At 71.6% G+C, this 17,339-nt stretch carries 14 protein-coding genes, 1 pseudogene and 1 riboswitch; of the genes and pseudogenes, 10 read left to right on the top strand and 5 right to left on the bottom strand.

Annotation, left to right across the window (positions count from 1 at the left end; all coding sequences use genetic code 11):
- Window positions 1-129 precede the first annotated feature (129 nt).
- Window positions 130-1,593, top strand: coding sequence for an MFS transporter (locus Sm713_RS34435; protein WP_212913858.1), 1,464 nt, complete (start codon window positions 130-132; stop codon window positions 1,591-1,593).
- Window positions 1,594-1,723: 130 nt separating this feature from the next.
- On the opposite strand, the gene Sm713_RS34430 is transcribed toward Sm713_RS34435, so the two are convergent.
- Window positions 1,724-2,410: a cysteine hydrolase family protein gene (locus tag Sm713_RS34430; RefSeq protein WP_212913857.1), complete on the bottom strand. Its 687-nt coding sequence runs from the start codon at window positions 2,408-2,410 to the stop codon at window positions 1,724-1,726.
- Window positions 2,411-2,782: 372 nt separating this feature from the next.
- On the opposite strand from Sm713_RS34430, the gene Sm713_RS34425 reads away from it, so the two are divergent.
- The 6 genes from Sm713_RS34425 (at window position 2,783) to Sm713_RS34400 (ending at window position 7,781) form a co-directional block, all read left to right on the top strand.
- Window positions 2,783-3,658 carry an AraC family transcriptional regulator gene (locus tag Sm713_RS34425; protein WP_212913856.1) on the top strand — a complete coding sequence of 292 codons (876 nt, stop codon included), beginning with the start codon at window positions 2,783-2,785 and terminating at the stop codon, window positions 3,656-3,658.
- Between the two features lie 96 nt (window positions 3,659-3,754).
- Window positions 3,755-4,453, top strand: a complete 699-nt coding sequence (locus Sm713_RS34420; protein WP_212913855.1) for a hemerythrin domain-containing protein — start codon at window positions 3,755-3,757, stop codon at window positions 4,451-4,453.
- Window positions 4,450-5,322: an LLM class flavin-dependent oxidoreductase gene (locus Sm713_RS34415; protein WP_212913854.1), complete on the top strand. Its 873-nt coding sequence runs from the start codon at window positions 4,450-4,452 to the stop codon at window positions 5,320-5,322. The genes Sm713_RS34420 and Sm713_RS34415 overlap by 4 nt, the downstream gene beginning before the upstream one ends.
- 114 nt (window positions 5,323-5,436) lie before the next feature.
- A complete protein-coding gene (locus Sm713_RS34410; RefSeq protein ID WP_212913853.1) occupies window positions 5,437-5,649 on the top strand; it encodes a hypothetical protein in 213 nt (70 codons plus the stop codon).
- Complete coding sequence (locus Sm713_RS34405) at window positions 5,643-6,275, top strand: amidohydrolase family protein (RefSeq protein WP_212913852.1); 633 nt, start codon at window positions 5,643-5,645, stop codon at window positions 6,273-6,275. Before Sm713_RS34410 ends, Sm713_RS34405 begins: the two co-directional genes overlap by 7 nt.
- A gap of 75 nt (window positions 6,276-6,350) precedes the next feature.
- Window positions 6,351-7,781: an amidase gene (locus tag Sm713_RS34400; protein ID WP_308293221.1), complete on the top strand. Its 1,431-nt coding sequence runs from the start codon at window positions 6,351-6,353 to the stop codon at window positions 7,779-7,781.
- Window positions 7,782-7,840: 59 nt separating this feature from the next.
- On the opposite strand, the gene Sm713_RS34395 is transcribed toward Sm713_RS34400, so the two are convergent.
- On the bottom strand, window positions 7,841-8,845 hold the full coding sequence (locus tag Sm713_RS34395; RefSeq protein ID WP_212913850.1) for a 1-aminocyclopropane-1-carboxylate deaminase: 1,005 nt from the start codon (window positions 8,843-8,845) through the stop codon (window positions 7,841-7,843).
- 75 nt (window positions 8,846-8,920) lie between these two features.
- Entirely contained in the window at window positions 8,921-9,592 is a 672-nt protein-coding gene (locus Sm713_RS34390) for a GntR family transcriptional regulator (protein ID WP_212913849.1), read from the bottom strand.
- A 152-nt stretch (window positions 9,593-9,744) separates the two neighbouring features.
- Between Sm713_RS34390 and Sm713_RS34385 the strand changes: the two genes are divergently transcribed.
- On the top strand, window positions 9,745-10,278 hold the full coding sequence (locus Sm713_RS34385; RefSeq protein WP_212913848.1) for a hypothetical protein: 534 nt from the start codon (window positions 9,745-9,747) through the stop codon (window positions 10,276-10,278).
- 215 nt (window positions 10,279-10,493) lie between these two features.
- Here Sm713_RS34385 and Sm713_RS34380 read toward each other — a convergent pair whose 3' ends face one another.
- The gene (locus tag Sm713_RS34380; protein WP_212915051.1) at window positions 10,494-11,027 is read right to left on the bottom strand and encodes a MarR family winged helix-turn-helix transcriptional regulator; all 534 of its coding nucleotides are present in this window, start codon (window positions 11,025-11,027) and stop codon (window positions 10,494-10,496) included.
- A 165-nt stretch (window positions 11,028-11,192) separates the two neighbouring features.
- Window positions 11,193-12,873, bottom strand: a pseudogene (locus Sm713_RS34375) (chloride channel protein); the annotation flags it as partial.
- Window positions 12,874-13,385: 512 nt separating this feature from the next.
- Window positions 13,386-13,463: riboswitch (cobalamin riboswitch) on the top strand.
- Between the two features lie 142 nt (window positions 13,464-13,605).
- Here Sm713_RS34375 and Sm713_RS34370 point away from each other — a divergent pair.
- Together Sm713_RS34370 and Sm713_RS34365 are read left to right on the top strand one after the other, a co-directional pair.
- Window positions 13,606-15,999, top strand: a complete 2,394-nt coding sequence (locus Sm713_RS34370) for a ribonucleoside-diphosphate reductase subunit alpha (protein WP_212913847.1) — start codon at window positions 13,606-13,608, stop codon at window positions 15,997-15,999.
- The gene (locus Sm713_RS34365) at window positions 15,990-17,012 is read left to right on the top strand and encodes a ribonucleotide-diphosphate reductase subunit beta (RefSeq protein ID WP_212913846.1); all 1,023 of its coding nucleotides are present in this window, start codon (window positions 15,990-15,992) and stop codon (window positions 17,010-17,012) included. Before Sm713_RS34370 ends, Sm713_RS34365 begins: the two co-directional genes overlap by 10 nt.
- Window positions 17,013-17,339: the final 327 nt, after the last annotated feature.

The raw sequence follows: 17,339 nt of genomic DNA, 5'->3' as shown, positions 1-17,339 counted from the left end.
TCATGCTGACGGAATAATTGATGACGGCCGATCTTCCGACGCCTCACGCTCCCGGACCAGGGGTTTAATCCCGGTGGCGGGCATTTCTTCCACCTCGGCGCTGCTCGCTTGACCGCTAGCCTGCCGCGCATGAGAAAGTCGACGGTCGGCAGACCCGTGAGTCCGATACGCAAGATCGCCGTCATGGCCACGATATTCGTCGCGGTATTCGTGTCCAATGTGGACCTGTTCGTGGTGAACGTCGCGCTGCCCGATATCGGCCACGATCTCAGAGGCGTCTCGCTCGGCTCGCTTTCCTGGGTGCTCAACGCCTATGCCATCGTCTTCGCCGCATTGCTGGTGCCGGCCGGCCGGCTGGCCGACCGGTACGGGCAGCGCACCGGTTTCCTGTGGGGCCTCGCGCTGTTCATCACCGGGTCCGCGATCTGTGCCGCCGCCGGCGGAGTCGGATGGCTGGTGGCCGCCCGCTGCCTCCAGGCCGTCGGCGCAGCGGCCCTGCTGCCGACCTCGCTCGCCCTCATGCTCGCGGTCACCGAACCGCAGCGCAGGGCCGGCATGGTACGCGCGTGGAGCTCCGTCGCGGGCGTGGCGGCGGCGCTCGGGCCCGTGCTGGGCGGGCTGCTGGTGCAGGCCAGTTGGCGCTGGGTGTTCCTGATCAACCTGCCGGTCGGCGTGGCGGCACTGGTGTGCGGGGTCCGCCTGCTGCCGCGGGTGCCGGCGGACCGCTCCGGGTCCGGTCCCGACCTGCTCGGTGCCGGCCTGCTCACCCTCTCCGTCGGCGCCCTGTCGCTCGCCCTGGTCAAGGGGGACGACTGGGGGTGGAGCGACGGGCGCACGACCGGCGGATTCGCCGCGGCGGCCGTGCTGCTCGCCGCCTTCGTGCTCCGGTCGCGGCGCCATCCCTCGCCGGTCATCGAGGCGGCGATCCTGCGCAGCACGCCCTTCACACCTGCCGCCGTGTCGATCCTGCTCTTCACCCTGGCCTTCGCCGGCGAGACGCTGTCGTGCGTGCTGTGGTGCCAGGACGTGTGGGGCTACTCGGCGCTGCGCACCGGCCTCGCGCTCGCTCCCGGGCCGCTGATGGTGCCCGGCGTGGCGGCCGTCTCCGGCCTGCTGACCCGGCGGATCGGCCCGGGTCCGGTATCCGCCGCCGGCAATCTGCTGTTCGCCGCCGGCATCGGCTGGTGGCCGCTCGCGGCGGGACTCGCTCCGCACTACGCCACGGCCATGCTGCCGGGTTTCCTGATCGGCGGCGTCGGGGCCGGCCTGCTGCTGCCCACCCTCGCCGCGGCCGGTGCCGCCGCGCTGCCGCCCCACCGGTTCGCCACCGGGGCCGGCGTGATGACCATGGCACGGCAGGTGGGGTCGGTCCTCGGAGTCGCCGTCCTGATCGGGGTGCTCGGAACCCCGGGCACCCCGCACGAGGTGCTCGCCGCCTACCGGCGCGGCTGGTTCGTCCTGGCCGCGATCGCCCTGCTGGCGGCCGGGGCCGCGCTCGCGGTGCGCCGCCCGGCCGCCCGCTCCCTGGAACCGGCGGCGGCCGGCGTCGCGACCACGGCGCAGGCCGGTCCGCCGCGCGTGCCGGGAGCCTGACGGGCGGCAGCCCGCACGTGCCGCGCACCGGGCGGAGACAGCAGCCCGCACGTGCCGGGGGCCTGGCAGAAGCGGCAGCCCGCACGTGCCGGGAGCCTGGCAGAAGCGGCAGCCCCGCCCGTCGGCTTCCTCAGGCCGCCAGCTCGGCCAGGTCGGCGACGACGTCCTGTGAGCCGCGCACGTCGGCGTACTTCTGCGCCATGTCGAACAGGTTGATCGCGTGCGCGGCCTGGGTCCTGTCGAAGACGGCGTCCCGCACCACGGTCACGTCGTACCGGTACGAGCAGGCGTCCACCACCGTCGCGCGCACGCAGCCACTGGTGCTCTCGCCGACGACGATGACGTTGTCGACGTCGTACTGGCGCAGCAGCGCCACCAGCGGGGTGCCGAAGAACGCGCTGGGTGCCGCCTTGCGGAGGACCGGCTCTCCCGGCAGCGGCGCGGCCTCCTCCTTGATGCGGAAGCCGGCTTCGCGCGCTTCCCGGTCCTGCGACCGGCCGCCGCGCGGCACGCGCCGCCACGCCGGGAGGTCCGCGGCGCCCGTGACGTGGACGACGGGGATGCCGGCGTCCCGCGCCGCGCCGAGAACGGCCACGATGTGCGGGAGCGCGTCCCAACCGGCGGGTCCGCAACTGCTCGGCCAGCGTTCCAGGGCGTCCAGAAGCGGCTCGGGCCGATCACCGAACACCCGCTGGTAGATGTCGACGAGCACGAGCGCGGGACGCGGTCCGATGCCGCGTTCGGGGCGCTGCTGCCTGCCGAGATGCGCCCTGTCCTGCTCCGTCAGGAAGGGCTCCCATATGTCGCTGTTCCGCACTGCCGTCTCTCCCGTCCTCGGACCCGCTCGATCAGGGCGCGTGGCTCGTCCGCCCGTCGGACGCCGACCCCGTCCCCGCCGAGTAGAACACTGCCCGGTCGCTTTCCGGCCAGTGCTCTGCGTAGCCGCGCGGGCACGCCTTCCGGGCGATCGGCTCATGGCGGCCCGAGCCGCAGGGCCCATATCGCAGGCCCATATCGCGAGTCCGTCCCGCAGGTCCGTATCGCGGATCCGTACCGCAGACAGCGGGTCCATATCGCGGGTCCGAATCGCAGTATCCTCGAATTCCGGCGGGCCGGACCAAGCCCGCATGTCACACCGAACCCGCTTCGGAGGAATCGGATGCTCGTTGACTCCCCGACGATCGAGTCCGTGCCGCAGGACGAGGTCACGGTGTCGACATACCGATTCACCGATATCGGCCCTGTCCATATCGGCGAGGTGGTTTTCCAGGGCGAACTGCGCCTTGAATGCGAGGACATCGGTACCGGCTTCTACGTCCAACTGCCGATCTCGGGACGTTTCGAGTCACGGCACCGCGGCGTGGACATGCTGGTCAACCGCACGTCGCCGGCGGTGTACCAGCCGGGCGGCGGGTCGTTCTCCGCCCGCTGGCAGGCGGGCTACCGGGCGTTGTGCATCCGCATCGACGCGCCGGCGCTGGAGACCGCGATGGCCAGGCTCCTCGGGGACCGCATGGTGAAGCGAACCAGCTTCGACCCGGTCATGGACACGTCCGACGGCTACGGTCGCGGCTGGGCCGACCTGCTGTATTCGGTCAACCGCCAGCTCGCGACGGCCCCGGACAACCTGCTGTCCCAGCCGCTGGTCGCGGCCCCGCTGGCGGAGAGCCTGGTCAACGGCTTCCTGCTCGCGGCGCCCCATTCACACACCGAGGCGCTCACCACCTCTGTCGCTCCGGCCCGGCCTGCGGCGATACGCACCGCCATCGACGTCATCGAGGCGGACCCGGGGGCCCCGCTGACGCTGTCCGTGCTGGCCGAGCAGTGCGGCGTCGGCGCCCGCACGCTGCAGAAGGCGTTCCAGCACCACCTGGGCGTGTCGCCGATGCAGTACCTGCGCGATGTCCGGCTGCGCCGGGCGCACGAAGAGCTCCGCGCCGCCGATCCGTATGTCGACTCGGTCGCCTCGGTCGCCCGCCGCTGGGGCTTCACCCACCAGGGTCGATTCGCCGCCGCACACGAGGCGAAATTCGGGCAGAAGCCGCTGCGTACGCTTCGCGGATAACCGAATTCGTATACTGGACATTTCCTTTCCGCTGTGCCGGGCGGCCACTACGGTTCACATCGCAGAGGCCGTACGGAGAAACTCGGGAAAGCGACCATGACCAACGAACCCCTCGCCGACGTGCGCGACATGTACATGGCACACATCATGTTCCGGCGCGAGATCGGACTCGCCCCGGCGCTCGTCCGCGACGTGGCCGACGGCGACACGGAGCGCGCCGCGACCGTGGCCGACCACCTCCGGATCGTCGACAACAGCCTGCACCACCACCACGTCGCCGAGGACAAGCACCTGTGGCCGCGGATGGTCGAGCGCGCGGGCGCGGAGGCCGAGCCGGTGGTACGGGCGATGGAGGAGCAGCACGGGGCCATCGACACGCTGCTGGACGAGGTCCGTACCGGACTGGCACGGTGGCGCGGCACCGCCTACGCGGCGCAGGGCGAGGTCCTCGCCGACGCCCTGGCCCGCCTGCACGGGCGGCTCGTCGAGCACCTCGCCACCGAGGAGGACCTCGCGCTCCCCCTGATCCAGAAGCACGTCACCGCGGCCGAGTGGGGCCAGATGCTCGCCGACAGCGCCGGCGACGTCGTACCGGAGCAGATTCCGCTGATCTTCGGGATGATGGCGTACGAGGCCGATCCCGACACGGTGCGGGACATCATCGCCCAGATGCCGCCCGAGCTCGGCGGCGCGATCGGGGACGTGGCCGCGGGGGCCTACGCGGTGCACGCGCAGCAGGTGTACGGCACCGCCACCCCGGCGCGGATCGGCGCTCGCGACGAGGTGGCGCGGTGACCGAGGTGAGGTTCGGCGCGCTGCTGGAGCAGAGTGCGGAGCGCCCGCAGGACGTCGTCGACCTGGCCGTGCTCATGGAGGAGCTCGGCTACGACGTCGCCACGCTGTCCGACCACCCGTACTGGCCCGAGCGCCTGGACACCATCGCGCTGCTGTCCACGATGGTGGCCAGGACGCGGCGGATCACGGTCATGCCCAACCTGCTCAACCTGCCGCTCCGGCCGCCCGCCATGGTCGCCCGAACCGCCGCCACCCTGGACATCCTCAGCGGCGGCCGGTTCGAGCTCGGGCTCGGCACCGGGGCGCAGCAGATGTGGGAGTCCATCGTCGCGGAGGGCGGCCCCGCGCGCACCGCCGGGCAGTCCATCGAGGCGCTGGAGGAGGCCACGCAGGTCATCCGCGCGCTGTGGACGTCCGAGGAGGACGTCGAGTTCCAGGGCAGGCACTACCGGCTCGGCGGCGCTCGGCCCGGCCCCCGGCCGCTGCACGGGATCGGGATCTGGTTCGGCGCCTACCAGCCCCGAATGCTGCGTGTCGTGGGCACCATCGGCGACGGCTGGATCCCCAGCTCCCCCTTCTTTCCCCCCGAGGCGCTGCCCGGCGCCAACCGGCTGATCGACGAGGCCGCGCAGGCCGCCGGCCGGTCGCCGGAGGGCATCCGGCGCGGCTACAACATCGGGGGTGAGTTCGCTGCCGGCTCCGGCTTCCTCCAGGGGCCGCCGGCGCTCTGGGCCGAGCAGCTGGCCGAGCTCGTGCTGGCCGGGCAGATCGACACGTTCTTCCTGTACCGGGCGGGCTCGGCCGACTTCCTCCGCCGCTTCGCGGCCGAGGTCGCGCCCGCCGTCCGCGAGCTGGTCGCGAAGGGCTGACGTCCGGGGCCACCGGTGGCAGTCCGGCGGAACAACTTCGTCCGCCGGGCTGTCGAGGAGTGGTCGCATCATGTACAGCTTGCGTATCGATGAGATGGGGGCGGACGCCAACCCATGACCAGGACCAGCGATTCCCTGACGGTGGACGCGTGGGCGCAGGTGCCCAACGAGCGGTTCCTCGCCCAGCCCTGGATGGCCACCGTGCTGCGGTGGACCCGCCAGCCGGACCTCACCCCGTCGTCCGTCGAGGACATGCTCTCCGCGTACGACGCGTCGGGGGTGGACCGGGCGCTGATCTGCGGCTGGTGGGCCCGTCCGGCGTGCTGATCAGCAATGACGAGGTCGCCGCCACCGTCGCCGAGGCCCCTGACCGCTTCCACGGGGTGGCCGCGGTCGACCTGTCCCAACCGGTCGCCGCGGTCCGCGAACTCAGGCGGGCGGTGCTCGAACTCGGCTTCGTCGCACTCCGCGTCGCCCCATGGCTGTGGAACCTGCCGCCGGACGACCGGCGCTACTACCCGCTGTACGCCGCCTGCGTGGAACTCGGCGTACCGGTGTGCACCCAGATCGGCCACACCGGGCCGCTGTGCCCCTCCGAACCCGGCCGCCCCATCCCCTACCTGGACAACGTGCTTCTGGAGTTCCCGGACCTCGTCGTCGTGGGCGGGCACGTCGGCCACCCGTGGCTGGACGAGGTCGTCTCCCTTGCCACGAAGTACCCGAACTTCTACGTCGACACCTCCGCCTACGCCGTCCACCGCGTTCCCGCCACGCTGATCGACTACCTTCGCGGCCGGGGACGCGACCGGGTACTGTTCGGCACCAACTGGCCCATGCTCACTCCGCAACGCTGCCTGGAACGCCTGGACAGCCTTGAGCTGGACGCCGAGACCACCCGCCGGTACCTCGGTGGCAACGCGGTGAAGGTCTTCGGCCTGGAGACCACCCGATGACGGAGATCACCGCCGCCCCCCCCTCAACCGACCGGGTCAGGCCGGCGGGTGCAGGCGCGTGACCAGCACCGCACGATGTACTGGGAGCCGAGAATGACCCCGACGGACCTGTGTTTCGCCGGCGTGCGCGATCAGTTGACGGCGCTCCGGGAAGGACGGGTGACGTCCACCGAGCTCGTCGACTCCTATCTGGCACGGATCGAACGTCTCGACGGAACGCTGAACGCCTTCCGGCTGGTGTTCGCCGACGACGCGCGGCGCGCTGCCGAGGAGGCCGACGCGCGGCGCGCCGCCGGCGAGGACGCTCCCCTCCTCGGCATTCCGGTGGCGGTGAAGGAGGAGACGGACCTGGCCGGGTTGCCGACCACGAACGGCACCGACGGCGTCACGAGCCTCGCGGAGAAGGACGCCGAGATCGTCACGCGGCTGCGGCGGGCCGGGGCGGTCATCCTGGGCCGGACGCGGGCGTCCGAGCTCTGCCTGTGGCCGTTCACCCAGACCCACTTCGCCGGGCCGACGCGCAACCCGTGGTCACCGGCGCACTCCCCCGGCGGATCCAGCGGCGGTGCCGCCGCCGCGGTCGCGGGCGGCCTCGTCTCCGCGGCTCTCGGCAGCGACGGCGGCGGTTCCGTCCGGATGCCCGCCGCCGCGACGGGGCTGTTCGGTCTGAAGCCGCAACGCGGACGGATATCGCTGGCACCGCAGGACGAGGTCTGGACCGGGCTGTCCGTCGCCGGCCCGCTGACCAGGACCGTGTCCGATGCCGCGCTGCTGCTGGACGTGCTGCAGGGGCCGGCACCGGGCGACCGGCACATCGCGCGGCCACCGGAGCGCACGTTCGCCGAGGCCGCCGCGACCAGGCCGAGCCGGCTGCGGGTCGGCCTGTCGCTGCGCCCCTGGCCGGTCGGAGGCCGCCTCGACCCGCGCGTCGAGGAAGCGGTACGCGGCATGGCCGGCGCCATGGCCGAGTTGGGACACGAGGTCGTGCCGGTCGAGCCGCCGCTGACCGACTTCACCGGGATGCTCAGTTACGCACCGCGCTACCTGCACTCGGTCGCCTCGACCGCGGCGGTTGTCGACGAGCCGCGGCGGCTGTCCTCGTCGACCCGCACCCTCGCCGCTCTCGGCCGGCTCTACCCGCCCGCGATGATCGCCGCGGCCCGGCGCTACAGCGACCGGGTGGCCGCGCGGGCGAACCGCGTGTTCGACACGGTGGACGTACTCCTGACCCCGGCGACCCCGCGCCCCCCGCTCCGGGTCGGCGAACTGTTCGAGCGGAGCTGGCTCACCCTGATGCTGGGTGCGCAGCGCTACACCGCGTTCATGACGCTGTGGAACCTGACCGGCAACCCGGCGGCCGTCCTGCCGGCCGCCCGCACCGACGACAACCTCCCGCTCGGCGCGCAACTGGTCGGCAGGCCCCACGACGAGTCGACCCTCCTGTCCCTCGCGGCCCAGCTCGAGGCCGAGCGCCCCTGGGCTCAGCTGCGGCCGCCGCTGGACTGACGGGCGAGGCGCGTTGGCGGTGGAGGCACCGCGTGCCGCCCGGGACCGCCCGCGGTGGGTCAGAAGACGCCGCTGTAGGCGTTGAGGGCGGGCTGGCCTCCCAGGTGGGCGTACAGAACGTGGGAGTCGCGCGGGATCTCGCCACCGCGGACCAGGTCGACAAGCCCGGCCATGGACTTTCCCTCGTACACCGGGTCGAGGATCACGCCCTCAAGGCGGCCGGTGAGCCGGATGGCGTCCACAGTGGACCGGACAGGGATGCCGTAGACGTCCCCGGCCCACCCTTCCAGGAGGGTGATCTCGTCGTCACGCAGATCCCGCGGGAGTCCGAGGAGCTCGGCGGTCCGGCGGGCGATCCTGCCGACCTGGGCGCGGGTCTCCTCGGGCTTCGCGGAGGCGTCGATGCCCAGCACGCGACGTGGCCGCTGCCGGTCCGCGAAGCCGGCGATCATGCCCGCTTGCGTACTGCCCGTGACGCTGCACACGACGATGGTGTCGAAGAAGACCCCGAGTTCCCGCTCCTGTTGTTCGACCTCACGCGCCCAGCGGGCGAAGCCGAGGCCGCCCAGGCGGTGGTCGGAGGCCCCGGCAGGGATCGCGTAGGGGTTGCCTCCCGCGGCACGGACCTCCTCCAGGGCCCGCTGCCAGCTGTCCTTGGCGTCGATGCCGAAGCCCGCCTGGACCAGGCGCACGTCGGCACCCATGATCCGGGACAGCAGGATATTGCCGACCTTGTCGTTGACGGAGTCCGGCCAATCCACCCAGCTCTCCTGGACCAGTACGGCCTTGAGCCCCAACCTGGCGGCCACAGCGGCCACCTGGCGTGTGTGATTGGACTGCACCCCGCCGATGCTGACCAGCGTGTCCGCACCCTGCCGAAGCGCGTCGGGAACCAGGTACTCCATCTTCCTGGTCTTGTTGCCCCCGAACGCCAGCCCGCTGTTGCAGTCCTCGCGCTTCGCCCAGATGCGGGCCCCGCCGAGGTGGTCACTGAGCCGGTCCAGTGGATGGACCGGGCTCGGGCCGAACAGCAGGGGATGGCGTTCGAAATCTTCCAGGGGCACAGGTGACTCCTCACGGGCAGGTCCGCCGTAGCGGGACGTTCGGCGAATGAAGCGGTACCGTCCGGTCAGGGCTCGTTACTCGCCCCCGTCCGGCAGGTCGGTCAGGAAGGGCAGCAGTGTCTGCCAGTTGGCGCGGGTGGCGACCACAGCGCCTTCCGTGTCGCCCGCCTCGCACAACATGAGGATGCGGGCATGCTGGGCGACCGAGTCCCGCCCGCTCAGGGATGAGAAGCGCAGCCGTTCCACCCGTCGCAGCACCGGTGCGAACTGCTCCAGGACCGTGTGCACGGCCTGGTTGGCGCAGGCGGTGACGGCGACCCCGTGGAACTCGTCGTCGGCAGCGATCGCCCCCGCGACATCGTCTGCTCGCAGCGCGTCGGCGAAGCGTTGGTTCGCCGCCCGCATGGCATCGAACTCATGGGGGCCAAGATGGGGAATCGCCTCGCGCACGGCGAGTTCGTGCATGGCCGCGGTGACCGACTGGGCCGCACGAACAGCTCGTGCGTCGAGCGGGCTGACCATGGTGTAACGGCCGGGCCTGGTCAGCACCAGGCCCATCTGCTCCAGGCGCGAGAGCGCTTCACGAATGGGCGTCCGGCTCACCCCCAGCCACTCCACCAGGTCGCCGTCCGCAAGGCGCTCGCCCGGCGCGAGCGTGCCGTGGACGATCGCGTCCCGGATCGCACGGAAGGCGTTCTCCCGAAGGAGTTCACGTGAGGCCACTCCGCGGCCTGGAGGGATCGGCATGCAATATATTGCATGCCGCATGAGCCGTGTACGTCAAGACCGCGATGGGCGATCATCGCTCGACGGACGCACTCGCCACCACCGCGAGCGAGCCGGACGCCTGCGCGGGCCCGGGTTGCCGGCCGCGACAGGCAATGTTGCATCATGCAAAGATGGATCGAGACACCTTCTGCGGCCGTTCCGTACGCGGCAACCGCACCCGCAGGGCCATCACGGTCGCTGCCGCCCTGACCGCCCTGCTGGCCGGCTGCGGACACCCGACGACCGCCTCCGTCCCCGAGCCCTCCGGCACCGGCCCCGGGCCACGGGGCGGAACGCATGTCGCCGCCAACGGCGTCGACGTGCGGATCAGCGATGCCGAAGCGCACCTGGACCGTTCGGGCTCAGGCAGCCTGTCCATGACGGTCGAGAATTCCGGCAGCGTCACCGAGCACCTCGACATGGTCGGCACACCGGGAGGAGGCCGAGGCGTCCTGAGTGGCGGGAGCAGCAGCGGGAACGGGGCCCTGTCGACGGCCGGCATCCAGCTGCCGCCCGGAGGCCGCACCGGCTTCGGCGCCCGCAACGGACCGCGGATACGTCTCACGCGCAGTCACGGGGTCACGCGAGCCGGGACACTCCCGATCGTCCTGGAGTTCGCAGTCGTGGGCCTTGTCCGCATCCAGGCCCCGGTCACCCACGGCTAGGCTCCCGGCGCGCCATGCCTGCCAAGGCGCCCCGCCGCTGGATCCGCGGCCCCTCCCGGCACGGACCGGTGCGACCTCCCGTCGCGAGGCACGGGCGCACATGTGCGGCGTCGAGAGGGCGTACCGATGGGCTCCGCGGTACGCCCCCCGGCCGACGGCCGGGGATGCCGTGCAGGCGCCCGCCCCCACGCGGTCGCTGGGCCCTTGACGGGACTTCAGCTACGCGCCTCCTGGGGTGAGCCGTCGGTCCAGCCGAGGGGGTAGAGGACTCCCTCGGCCTCCGTCACGGCCGGCTCGCCACCCGCCCGGTTGAAGGCGTCGAGCGCCTCGACCATCGCGGTGCGCTGCTCGGGGAGCATCCGCGCGACGACGGCGGCGATCTCGGCACGGCGCCGGGCGGTGACCTCGTCGACCAGACGAGCACCGTCGTCCGTGACGCGCAGCACCGTCTCGCGGCGGTTGCCGGGGTTGACCTGCCGGTCGGCCAGCCCCGAGCCGATCAGCCGGTCCATCATGCGCATGGCGGTCGAGGGGTTCACCCCCAGCCGGTCGGCCAGGGCGACCAGTTTGGCCGGTCCGTGGGCCGACAGCACCACGAGCAGGCGGAACTGCGGGAGGGTGACCCGGTCCTCGGCAGCCGCCAGCGACCGCGCGGAGACCGCTACCAGGAGCCGGGAAGCGGTGAGCACCGCCTGCGTCACGGCGTCGACGTCGTCCACGGGCGACGGCGCCTGCTCGCGCTGAGTCATGACTCCTTTGTACCTGCACCCGTCAGAAACCAGTGAATCCCACCGGCTCCCCGGCCGTTCCCGTACGCCGTGTCGTCGCGGAGCGGTCCGGTGACGTGCCGTTGCAGGAACGCTCAGGTCAGCGGGCGGTCCCCGGGCCGTGGCGGACGACGGCCTGGCGGGTCGCGCGGCCGTCGTGCGGTGCAGGGCGTGCAGCACGGACTGGTGGGTGACCCACCCGACGAGCCGGGTGCGGGCGGCGTCCACGACGGGCAGTCCGGCGCCTTCGGCGGCGACCAGGGCCGTGAGCGCATCGTCGAGTGCGGTCTCGGCCGTGACCGGCCCCGGCAGGTGGACGACGTCGCCGACAAGGGGCACTCCGGCGTCGGTGCCGGCGAGGATCTCCGCCGCCGAGCGCGCCGTGACCGTGCCGAGGTAGGCGCCGTCCGCGCCGAGGACGGGCAGGACACCGTGCGGTGCACGTGCCAGGGCGTCGGCGGCGGTGGCCAGCGTCATGGTGCCGACGAGCGGTTCGGGACGGGCTCCATGATCGTCCGCACCGTGGCCCCCGCGAACGGCGAGCGGGGTGGCCCCTCGTCGAGTTCGACGCCCCGCCTGGTGAGCTTGAGGGTGTAGATCGCGTCCCGGGAGAGCACCTTGCTCACCGCCGTCGCCACGGCGATGGCCGCCATCAGCGGCAGGATGATCGAGTACTCGCCGGTGAGCTCGAACATGATGATCACAGCGGTGATGGGCGCGCGGGCCGCCCCCGCGAAGACCGCCCCCATGCCGATCAGCCCATAGGCCCCGACCGGGCCTGCCGTCCCGGGCAGCACCTGGTGGACGACGTTGCCGTACCCCGCGCCGAGCATGGCCCCCATGAACAGCGACGGGGCGAAGACACCGCCCGAACCCCCGATGCCGATGGTCAGACTGGTCGCCACGACCTTGCCCACCAGCAGCAGGGCCAGCAGTCCGGTGGCATACGCGCCGCCCACCGCGTCCTCCAGCACCGGGTAGCCGACGCCGTACATCTGGGGAAGCACCAGCAGGACTCCGCCCAGCAGGAGCCCGCCCACCGTCGGCCTCGCCCACTCCGGGCCCCGCCACACGGCGTCACAGGCGTCCTCGACCAGGTAGAGAACCCGCGTGAACAGCACGCCGGCCGCACCCGCGAGCACCCCCAGCAGGGTGAAGAGCAGGTACTCCGCCAGGTGGTGGACGGTGAAGGCGGGAAGGTGGAGGAAAGGGGTGTTGCCGAAGGCCGCCCGGCCGATGACGGACGAGGTCACGGACGCGAGGACCACCATGCCGAAGGACTCGGCGGCGAAGTCCCGCAGGATCAGTTCCATCGCGAAGAAGACCCCGGCCAGCGGGGCGTTGAAGGTCGCCGATATCCCCGCGGCGGCACCGCAGGCGACCAGGACGCGCATCCGGTCCTCCGCCACCCCGACCAGCCTCGCGGCCGTCGACCCCAGAGCCGAACCGATCTGCACGATCGGCCCCTCACGGCCCACCGAACCGCCGCCCCCGATACACAGCGCGGAGGCCAGCGACTTCACCACGGCCACCCGTCCCGCGATGTGGCCACCCCGCCGGGCCACCGCGAACATCACCTCCGGCACCCCGTGCCCCCGCGCCTCCCGGGCGAACCGGTACACCAACGGCCCGTACACCAGACCCGCGACCACGGGCGCCGCCAACACGAACCAGCGCCCCAGCCACGGCACATGCGGATTCGCCGCATGCCCGGCCGCCGCATAGTCGGCTGCCCGGACAGCAGGCGGGTGAAGGTCCCGATCAGCCACCGGAAGCCGATGGCGCCGGCACCGGCCCCCGCCCCCACGACGACGGCCAGCAACGGCAGCGCACTCTTGGCGCCCCGCAGGAAGGAGCGCAGCCAGGGCAGGCCGCGGCGTACGGGAGGTTCAGGAGAGGGGAGATCGACAGGCGACACCTTTGCCTTATGCAATAGAAACTATTGCACTGCGCAAGAGAAGGGTGTCGAACAGCTGCCACAGCGCTCCACGCGCTCATTCGGCGGACCGGACACCGTACTTGCCGTCATCTGCTGGACGTGGCGGGCGGATGGGGTCGAGGGCCCCGGGCGGCTTGACGACCGCTATGCGCGGGTCCCCCGCGGCGGCCGCGGTCTTCGCCGTGCTGCTCGGCGCGCCCGGTCGCACGCCGGCGGGCATGCACCTCCGTGCGGAAACACCCTTCCTGCCGGGTACCGGGTGGCTCATCTACGGCACGGCCGGCCCCGGCCAACGCCTGCCTTGGACCCGCGTCATTCCAGGCACCCTTCGGCTCGACACAACATCTGGTGCCGCATCCATCGGGCACCACTACATGTATGCTCGACTCGCTGTCGCCCAGGGGAATCCGGTGCGAATCCGGAACTGTCCCGCAACGGTGAGCGGCGCGCGCTGCGGCGCGCCCGCGAGTCCGATCACCTGCCGGCAGTGCACCCGGGGACACCTTCCCGGGTGCCGTGAAGTCGGGCCTCGTGGAGCGGGCCGGCGGACCTGTCACGGGAGTCGCCCGTGCGTGCTCGCCTCTCCTTCCCCGCGGCCGACGCAGGAGGGAGAGACCACCCGTGACCATCGCGCCCGCAGATCCCGTTTCCGCTGCCTCCGTCATGCCCGGAGACGGACCCGGCGGCGTCCTGTTGCGTGCCGTGACCGAGGCGGGCGCGGGCCTGGACGACACCGATCCGGATCGTGTCGTGTCCGCGGCCCTGCGCGGTCGCAGCGCCGCGGCGAACGAGGCCGAACTGCTCGGCCTGGCCACCGAGGCCGCCGCCGGGCTGATCGCCGAGGATCCGCAGTACTCGCGGCTGGCCGCCCGGCTGCTGGCCTGGACCATCGCGGACGAGGCAGCGCAGGAGGGCGCCGTCTCCTTCTCCGCGTCGATCGCGGTCGGCCACCGCGAGGGCCTGATCGCCGACGGCACGGCCTCGTTCGTGCAGGCTCACGCCGCCCGCCTCGACACCCTCGCCGACCCCGCCGCCGACGACCGGTTCGGCTACTTCGGGCTCCGCACCCTCTACAGCCGCTACCTGCTGCGGCACCCTGCCCGCCGCCGGATCATCGAGACGCCCCAGCACTTCCTGCTCCGTGTCGCCGCGGGTCTCGCCGAGGACCAGAGCCGTCGGGCCGTCGACGAGGTGGCCGCGCTGTACAGGCTGATGAGCCGTCTGGAGTACCTGCCGAGCTCACCGACGCTCTTCAACTCCGGGACCCGCCACCCGCAGATGTCGTCCTGCTACCTGCTGGACTCCCCGCTCGACGAACTCGACTCCATCTACGAGCGCTACCACCAGGTGGCCCGGCTCTCCAAGCACGCGGGCGGCATCGGGATCCCCTACAGCCGCATCCGCTCCCGCGGCTCGCTGATCCGCGGCACCAACGGCCACTCCAACGGCATCGTGCCCTTCCTGCGCACCCTCGACTCCTCGGTCGCCGCCGTCAACCAGGGCGGCCGGCGCAAGGGCGCCGCCTGCGTGTACCTGGAGACGTGGCACGCCGACATGGAGGAGTTCCTGGAACTGCGCGACAACACCGGCGAGGACGCCCGCCGCACGCACAACCTCAACCTCGCGCACTGGATCCCCGACGAGTTCATGCGCCGCGTCGAGGCCGACGCCGAGTGGTCGCTGTTCTCCCCCTCCGACGTCCCGGAGCTGACCGACCTGTGGGGCGAGGAGTTCGACGCCGCCTACCGGCGCGCCGAGCACGACGGACTCGCCGTCAAGCGGATCCCTGCCCGCACCCTGTACGCCCGCATGATGCGGACCCTCGCCCAGACCGGAAACGGCTGGATGACCTTCAAGGACGCAGCCAACCGCACCGCGAACCAGACCGCCGAGCCCGGCCGGGTGATCCACTCCTCCAACCTGTGCACGGAGATCCTGGAGGTCACCGACGACGGCGAGACCGCTGTCTGCAACCTCGGCTCGGTCAACCTCGCCGCGTTCGTGACCCCGGCGGGAACAGCGGAGGAAGCGATGGACTGGGAGGGGCTGGACGCCGCGGTGCGGACCGCGGTGACCTTCCTCGACCGCGTGGTGGACATCAACTACTACCCCACCCCCGAGGCGGCGGCCTCCAACGAACGCTGGCGCCCGGTCGGCCTGGGCGCCATGGGACTCCAGGACGTGTTCTTCAAGCTGCGCCTGCCCTTCGACTCCCCCGAGGCCCGGGAACTGTCCACCCGGATCGCCGAACGCATCATGCTGGCGGCCTACGGAACCTCCTGCGACCTCGCGGAACGCCGCGGCCCGCACCCCGCCTGGCCGGCCACCCGAGCGGCCCGCGGCGTCCTGCACCCCGACCACTACGACACGTCGCCCGCCTGGCCGGACCGGTGGACGGCCCTGCGCGCCCGCGTCGCCGCCGGCGGCCTGCGCAACTCGCTGCTCCTGGCCATCGCCCCGACCGCCACGATCGCCTCCATCGCCGGCGCGTACGAATGCATCGAGCCGCAGGTCTCCAACCTCTTCAAGCGCGAAACGCTCAGCGGCGAGTTCCTCCAGGTCAACCCCTACCTGGTCGAAGATCTGAAGCAGCGGGGCATGTGGGACGCACGCACCCGTGAGGCGCTGCGCGAGTCGAACGGCTCGGTCCAGGAGCTGGACCGGATCCCCGCGGACGTCCGGGCGCTGTACCGCACCGCATGGGAGCTGCCCCAGCGCGCCCTGATCGACATGGCCGCGGCCCGCACCCCGTACCTGGACCAGAGCCAGTCGCTCAACCTCTTCATGGCCTCGCCCACCATCGGCAAGCTCAGCTCGATGTACGCCTACGCCTGGAAGCGGGGCCTGAAGACGACCTACTACCTGCGCTCGCGGCCGGCGACCCGTATCGCCCAGTCCGCACGCGGCACCGCCCCGGCCCCCGCAACCCCTTCGGACCCCCCGGCGCCGGCGCCCGATGCCGAGGCGATCGCCTGCTCCCTGGAGAACCCCGAGTCCTGCGAGGCATGCCAGTAATGACCAGCACCACGAAGAACCTGCTCGACCCCGGGTTCGAACTCACCCTGCGCCCGATGCGCTATCCCGCCTTCTACGACCGCTACCGCGACGCCATCAAGAACACCTGGACCGTGGAGGAGGTCGACCTCCACTCCGACGTCGCCGACCTCGCCAAGCTCTCACCGGCAGAGCAGCACATGATCGGCCGCCTGGTCGCCTTCTTCGCGACGGGCGACTCGATCGTCGCCAACAACCTCGTCCTCACCCTCTACAAGCACATCAACTCCCCCGAGGCCCGGCTCTACCTCTCCCGCCAGCTCTTCGAGGAGGCCGTCCACGTCCAGTTCTACCTGACCCTGCTGGACACCTACCTGCCCGATCCGACCGAGCGTGCCGCCGCCTTCGCGGCCGTGGAGAACATCCCGTCCATCCGCGAGAAGGCACAGTTCTGCTTCCGCTGGATGGACTCGGTCGAGAACATCGACCGCCTGCACTCCAGGGAGGACCGCCGGCGCTTCCTGCTCAACCTGATCTGCTTCGCCGCCTGCATCGAGGGCCTGTTCTTCTACGGCGCCTTCGCCTACGTGTACTGGTTCCGCTCCCGCGGCCTGCTGCACGGCCTGGCCACCGGGACCAACTGGGTCTTCCGCGACGAGAGCTGCCACATGGACTTCGCGTTCCACGTGGTCGACACCGTCCGCCGCGAGGAGCCCGGCCTCTTCGACGACGCCATGGCCGAAGAGGTCACCGCCATGCTGGAGGAGGCCGTCGAGGCGGAGTTGCAGTTCGCCCGCGACCTCTGCGGCGACGGCCTGCCCGGCATGAACACCGACTCCATGCGCGCCTACCTCGAATGCGTCGCCGACCAGCGCCTGGTGCGCCTCGGCCTCCCGGCCCGCTACGGAGCCCAGAACCCGTTCTCCTTCATGGAACTCCAGAACGTCCAGGAACTCACCAACTTCTTCGAACGCCGCCCCTCCGCCTACCAGGTGGCGGTCGAAGGATCGGTCTCCTTCGACGACGACTTCTAGAAGGAGCCCGAGGTCGGCGGAGTCCGGATACCGGCCCAGCCGGCATCGTCACCAACTCGCGACACCGCCGACCTCGGGCGCTGGAACCACACCGTCCCCATGACGGGCACGGACAACCGTACGGAGCGTGCCTACGTTCGCCGGTGATCTGCTGCCTGCCGGCCGTCACCGGAACCCCGGGCCTTCGTCGGCTTCGCTGGACGACCGTCCAACCGGGCGAACCGTGGGGAGTCGAGCAGGGACCGGATCCGGCAGCAGAGGTGGTCGGGCTCCGTCCCCGATTGCTCAGCAGGGCAGTCGTCGGAGCATTCGGTGGTGGCGGAGAGT

Origin of the sequence: Streptomyces sp. TS71-3, assembly GCF_018327685.1 — a bacterium.
Lineage (GTDB): Bacteria > Actinomycetota > Actinomycetes > Streptomycetales > Streptomycetaceae > Streptomyces.
This window is presented reverse-complemented; position numbering and strand designations above follow the sequence as displayed.

What these genes read in the sequence shown, in the direction of transcription:
- Sm713_RS34410 (WP_212913853.1), top strand. Translation starts at nt 5,437, where the DNA reads ATGACCAGGACCAGCGATTCCCTGACGGTGGACGCGTGGGCGCAGGTG.
- Sm713_RS34380 (WP_212915051.1), bottom strand. Translation starts at nt 11,027, where the DNA reads ATGACTCAGCGCGAGCAGGCGCCGTCGCCCGTGGACGACGTCGACGCC.
- Sm713_RS34385 (WP_212913848.1), top strand. Translation starts at nt 9,745, where the DNA reads ATGGATCGAGACACCTTCTGCGGCCGTTCCGTACGCGGCAACCGCACC.
- Sm713_RS34365 (WP_212913846.1), top strand. Translation starts at nt 15,990, where the DNA reads ATGCCAGTAATGACCAGCACCACGAAGAACCTGCTCGACCCCGGGTTC.
- Sm713_RS34420 (WP_212913855.1), top strand. Translation starts at nt 3,755, where the DNA reads ATGACCAACGAACCCCTCGCCGACGTGCGCGACATGTACATGGCACAC.
- Sm713_RS34435 (WP_212913858.1), top strand. Translation starts at nt 130, where the DNA reads ATGAGAAAGTCGACGGTCGGCAGACCCGTGAGTCCGATACGCAAGATC.
- Sm713_RS34400 (WP_308293221.1), top strand. Translation starts at nt 6,351, where the DNA reads ATGTACTGGGAGCCGAGAATGACCCCGACGGACCTGTGTTTCGCCGGC.
- Sm713_RS34390 (WP_212913849.1), bottom strand. Translation starts at nt 9,592, where the DNA reads ATGCCGATCCCTCCAGGCCGCGGAGTGGCCTCACGTGAACTCCTTCGG.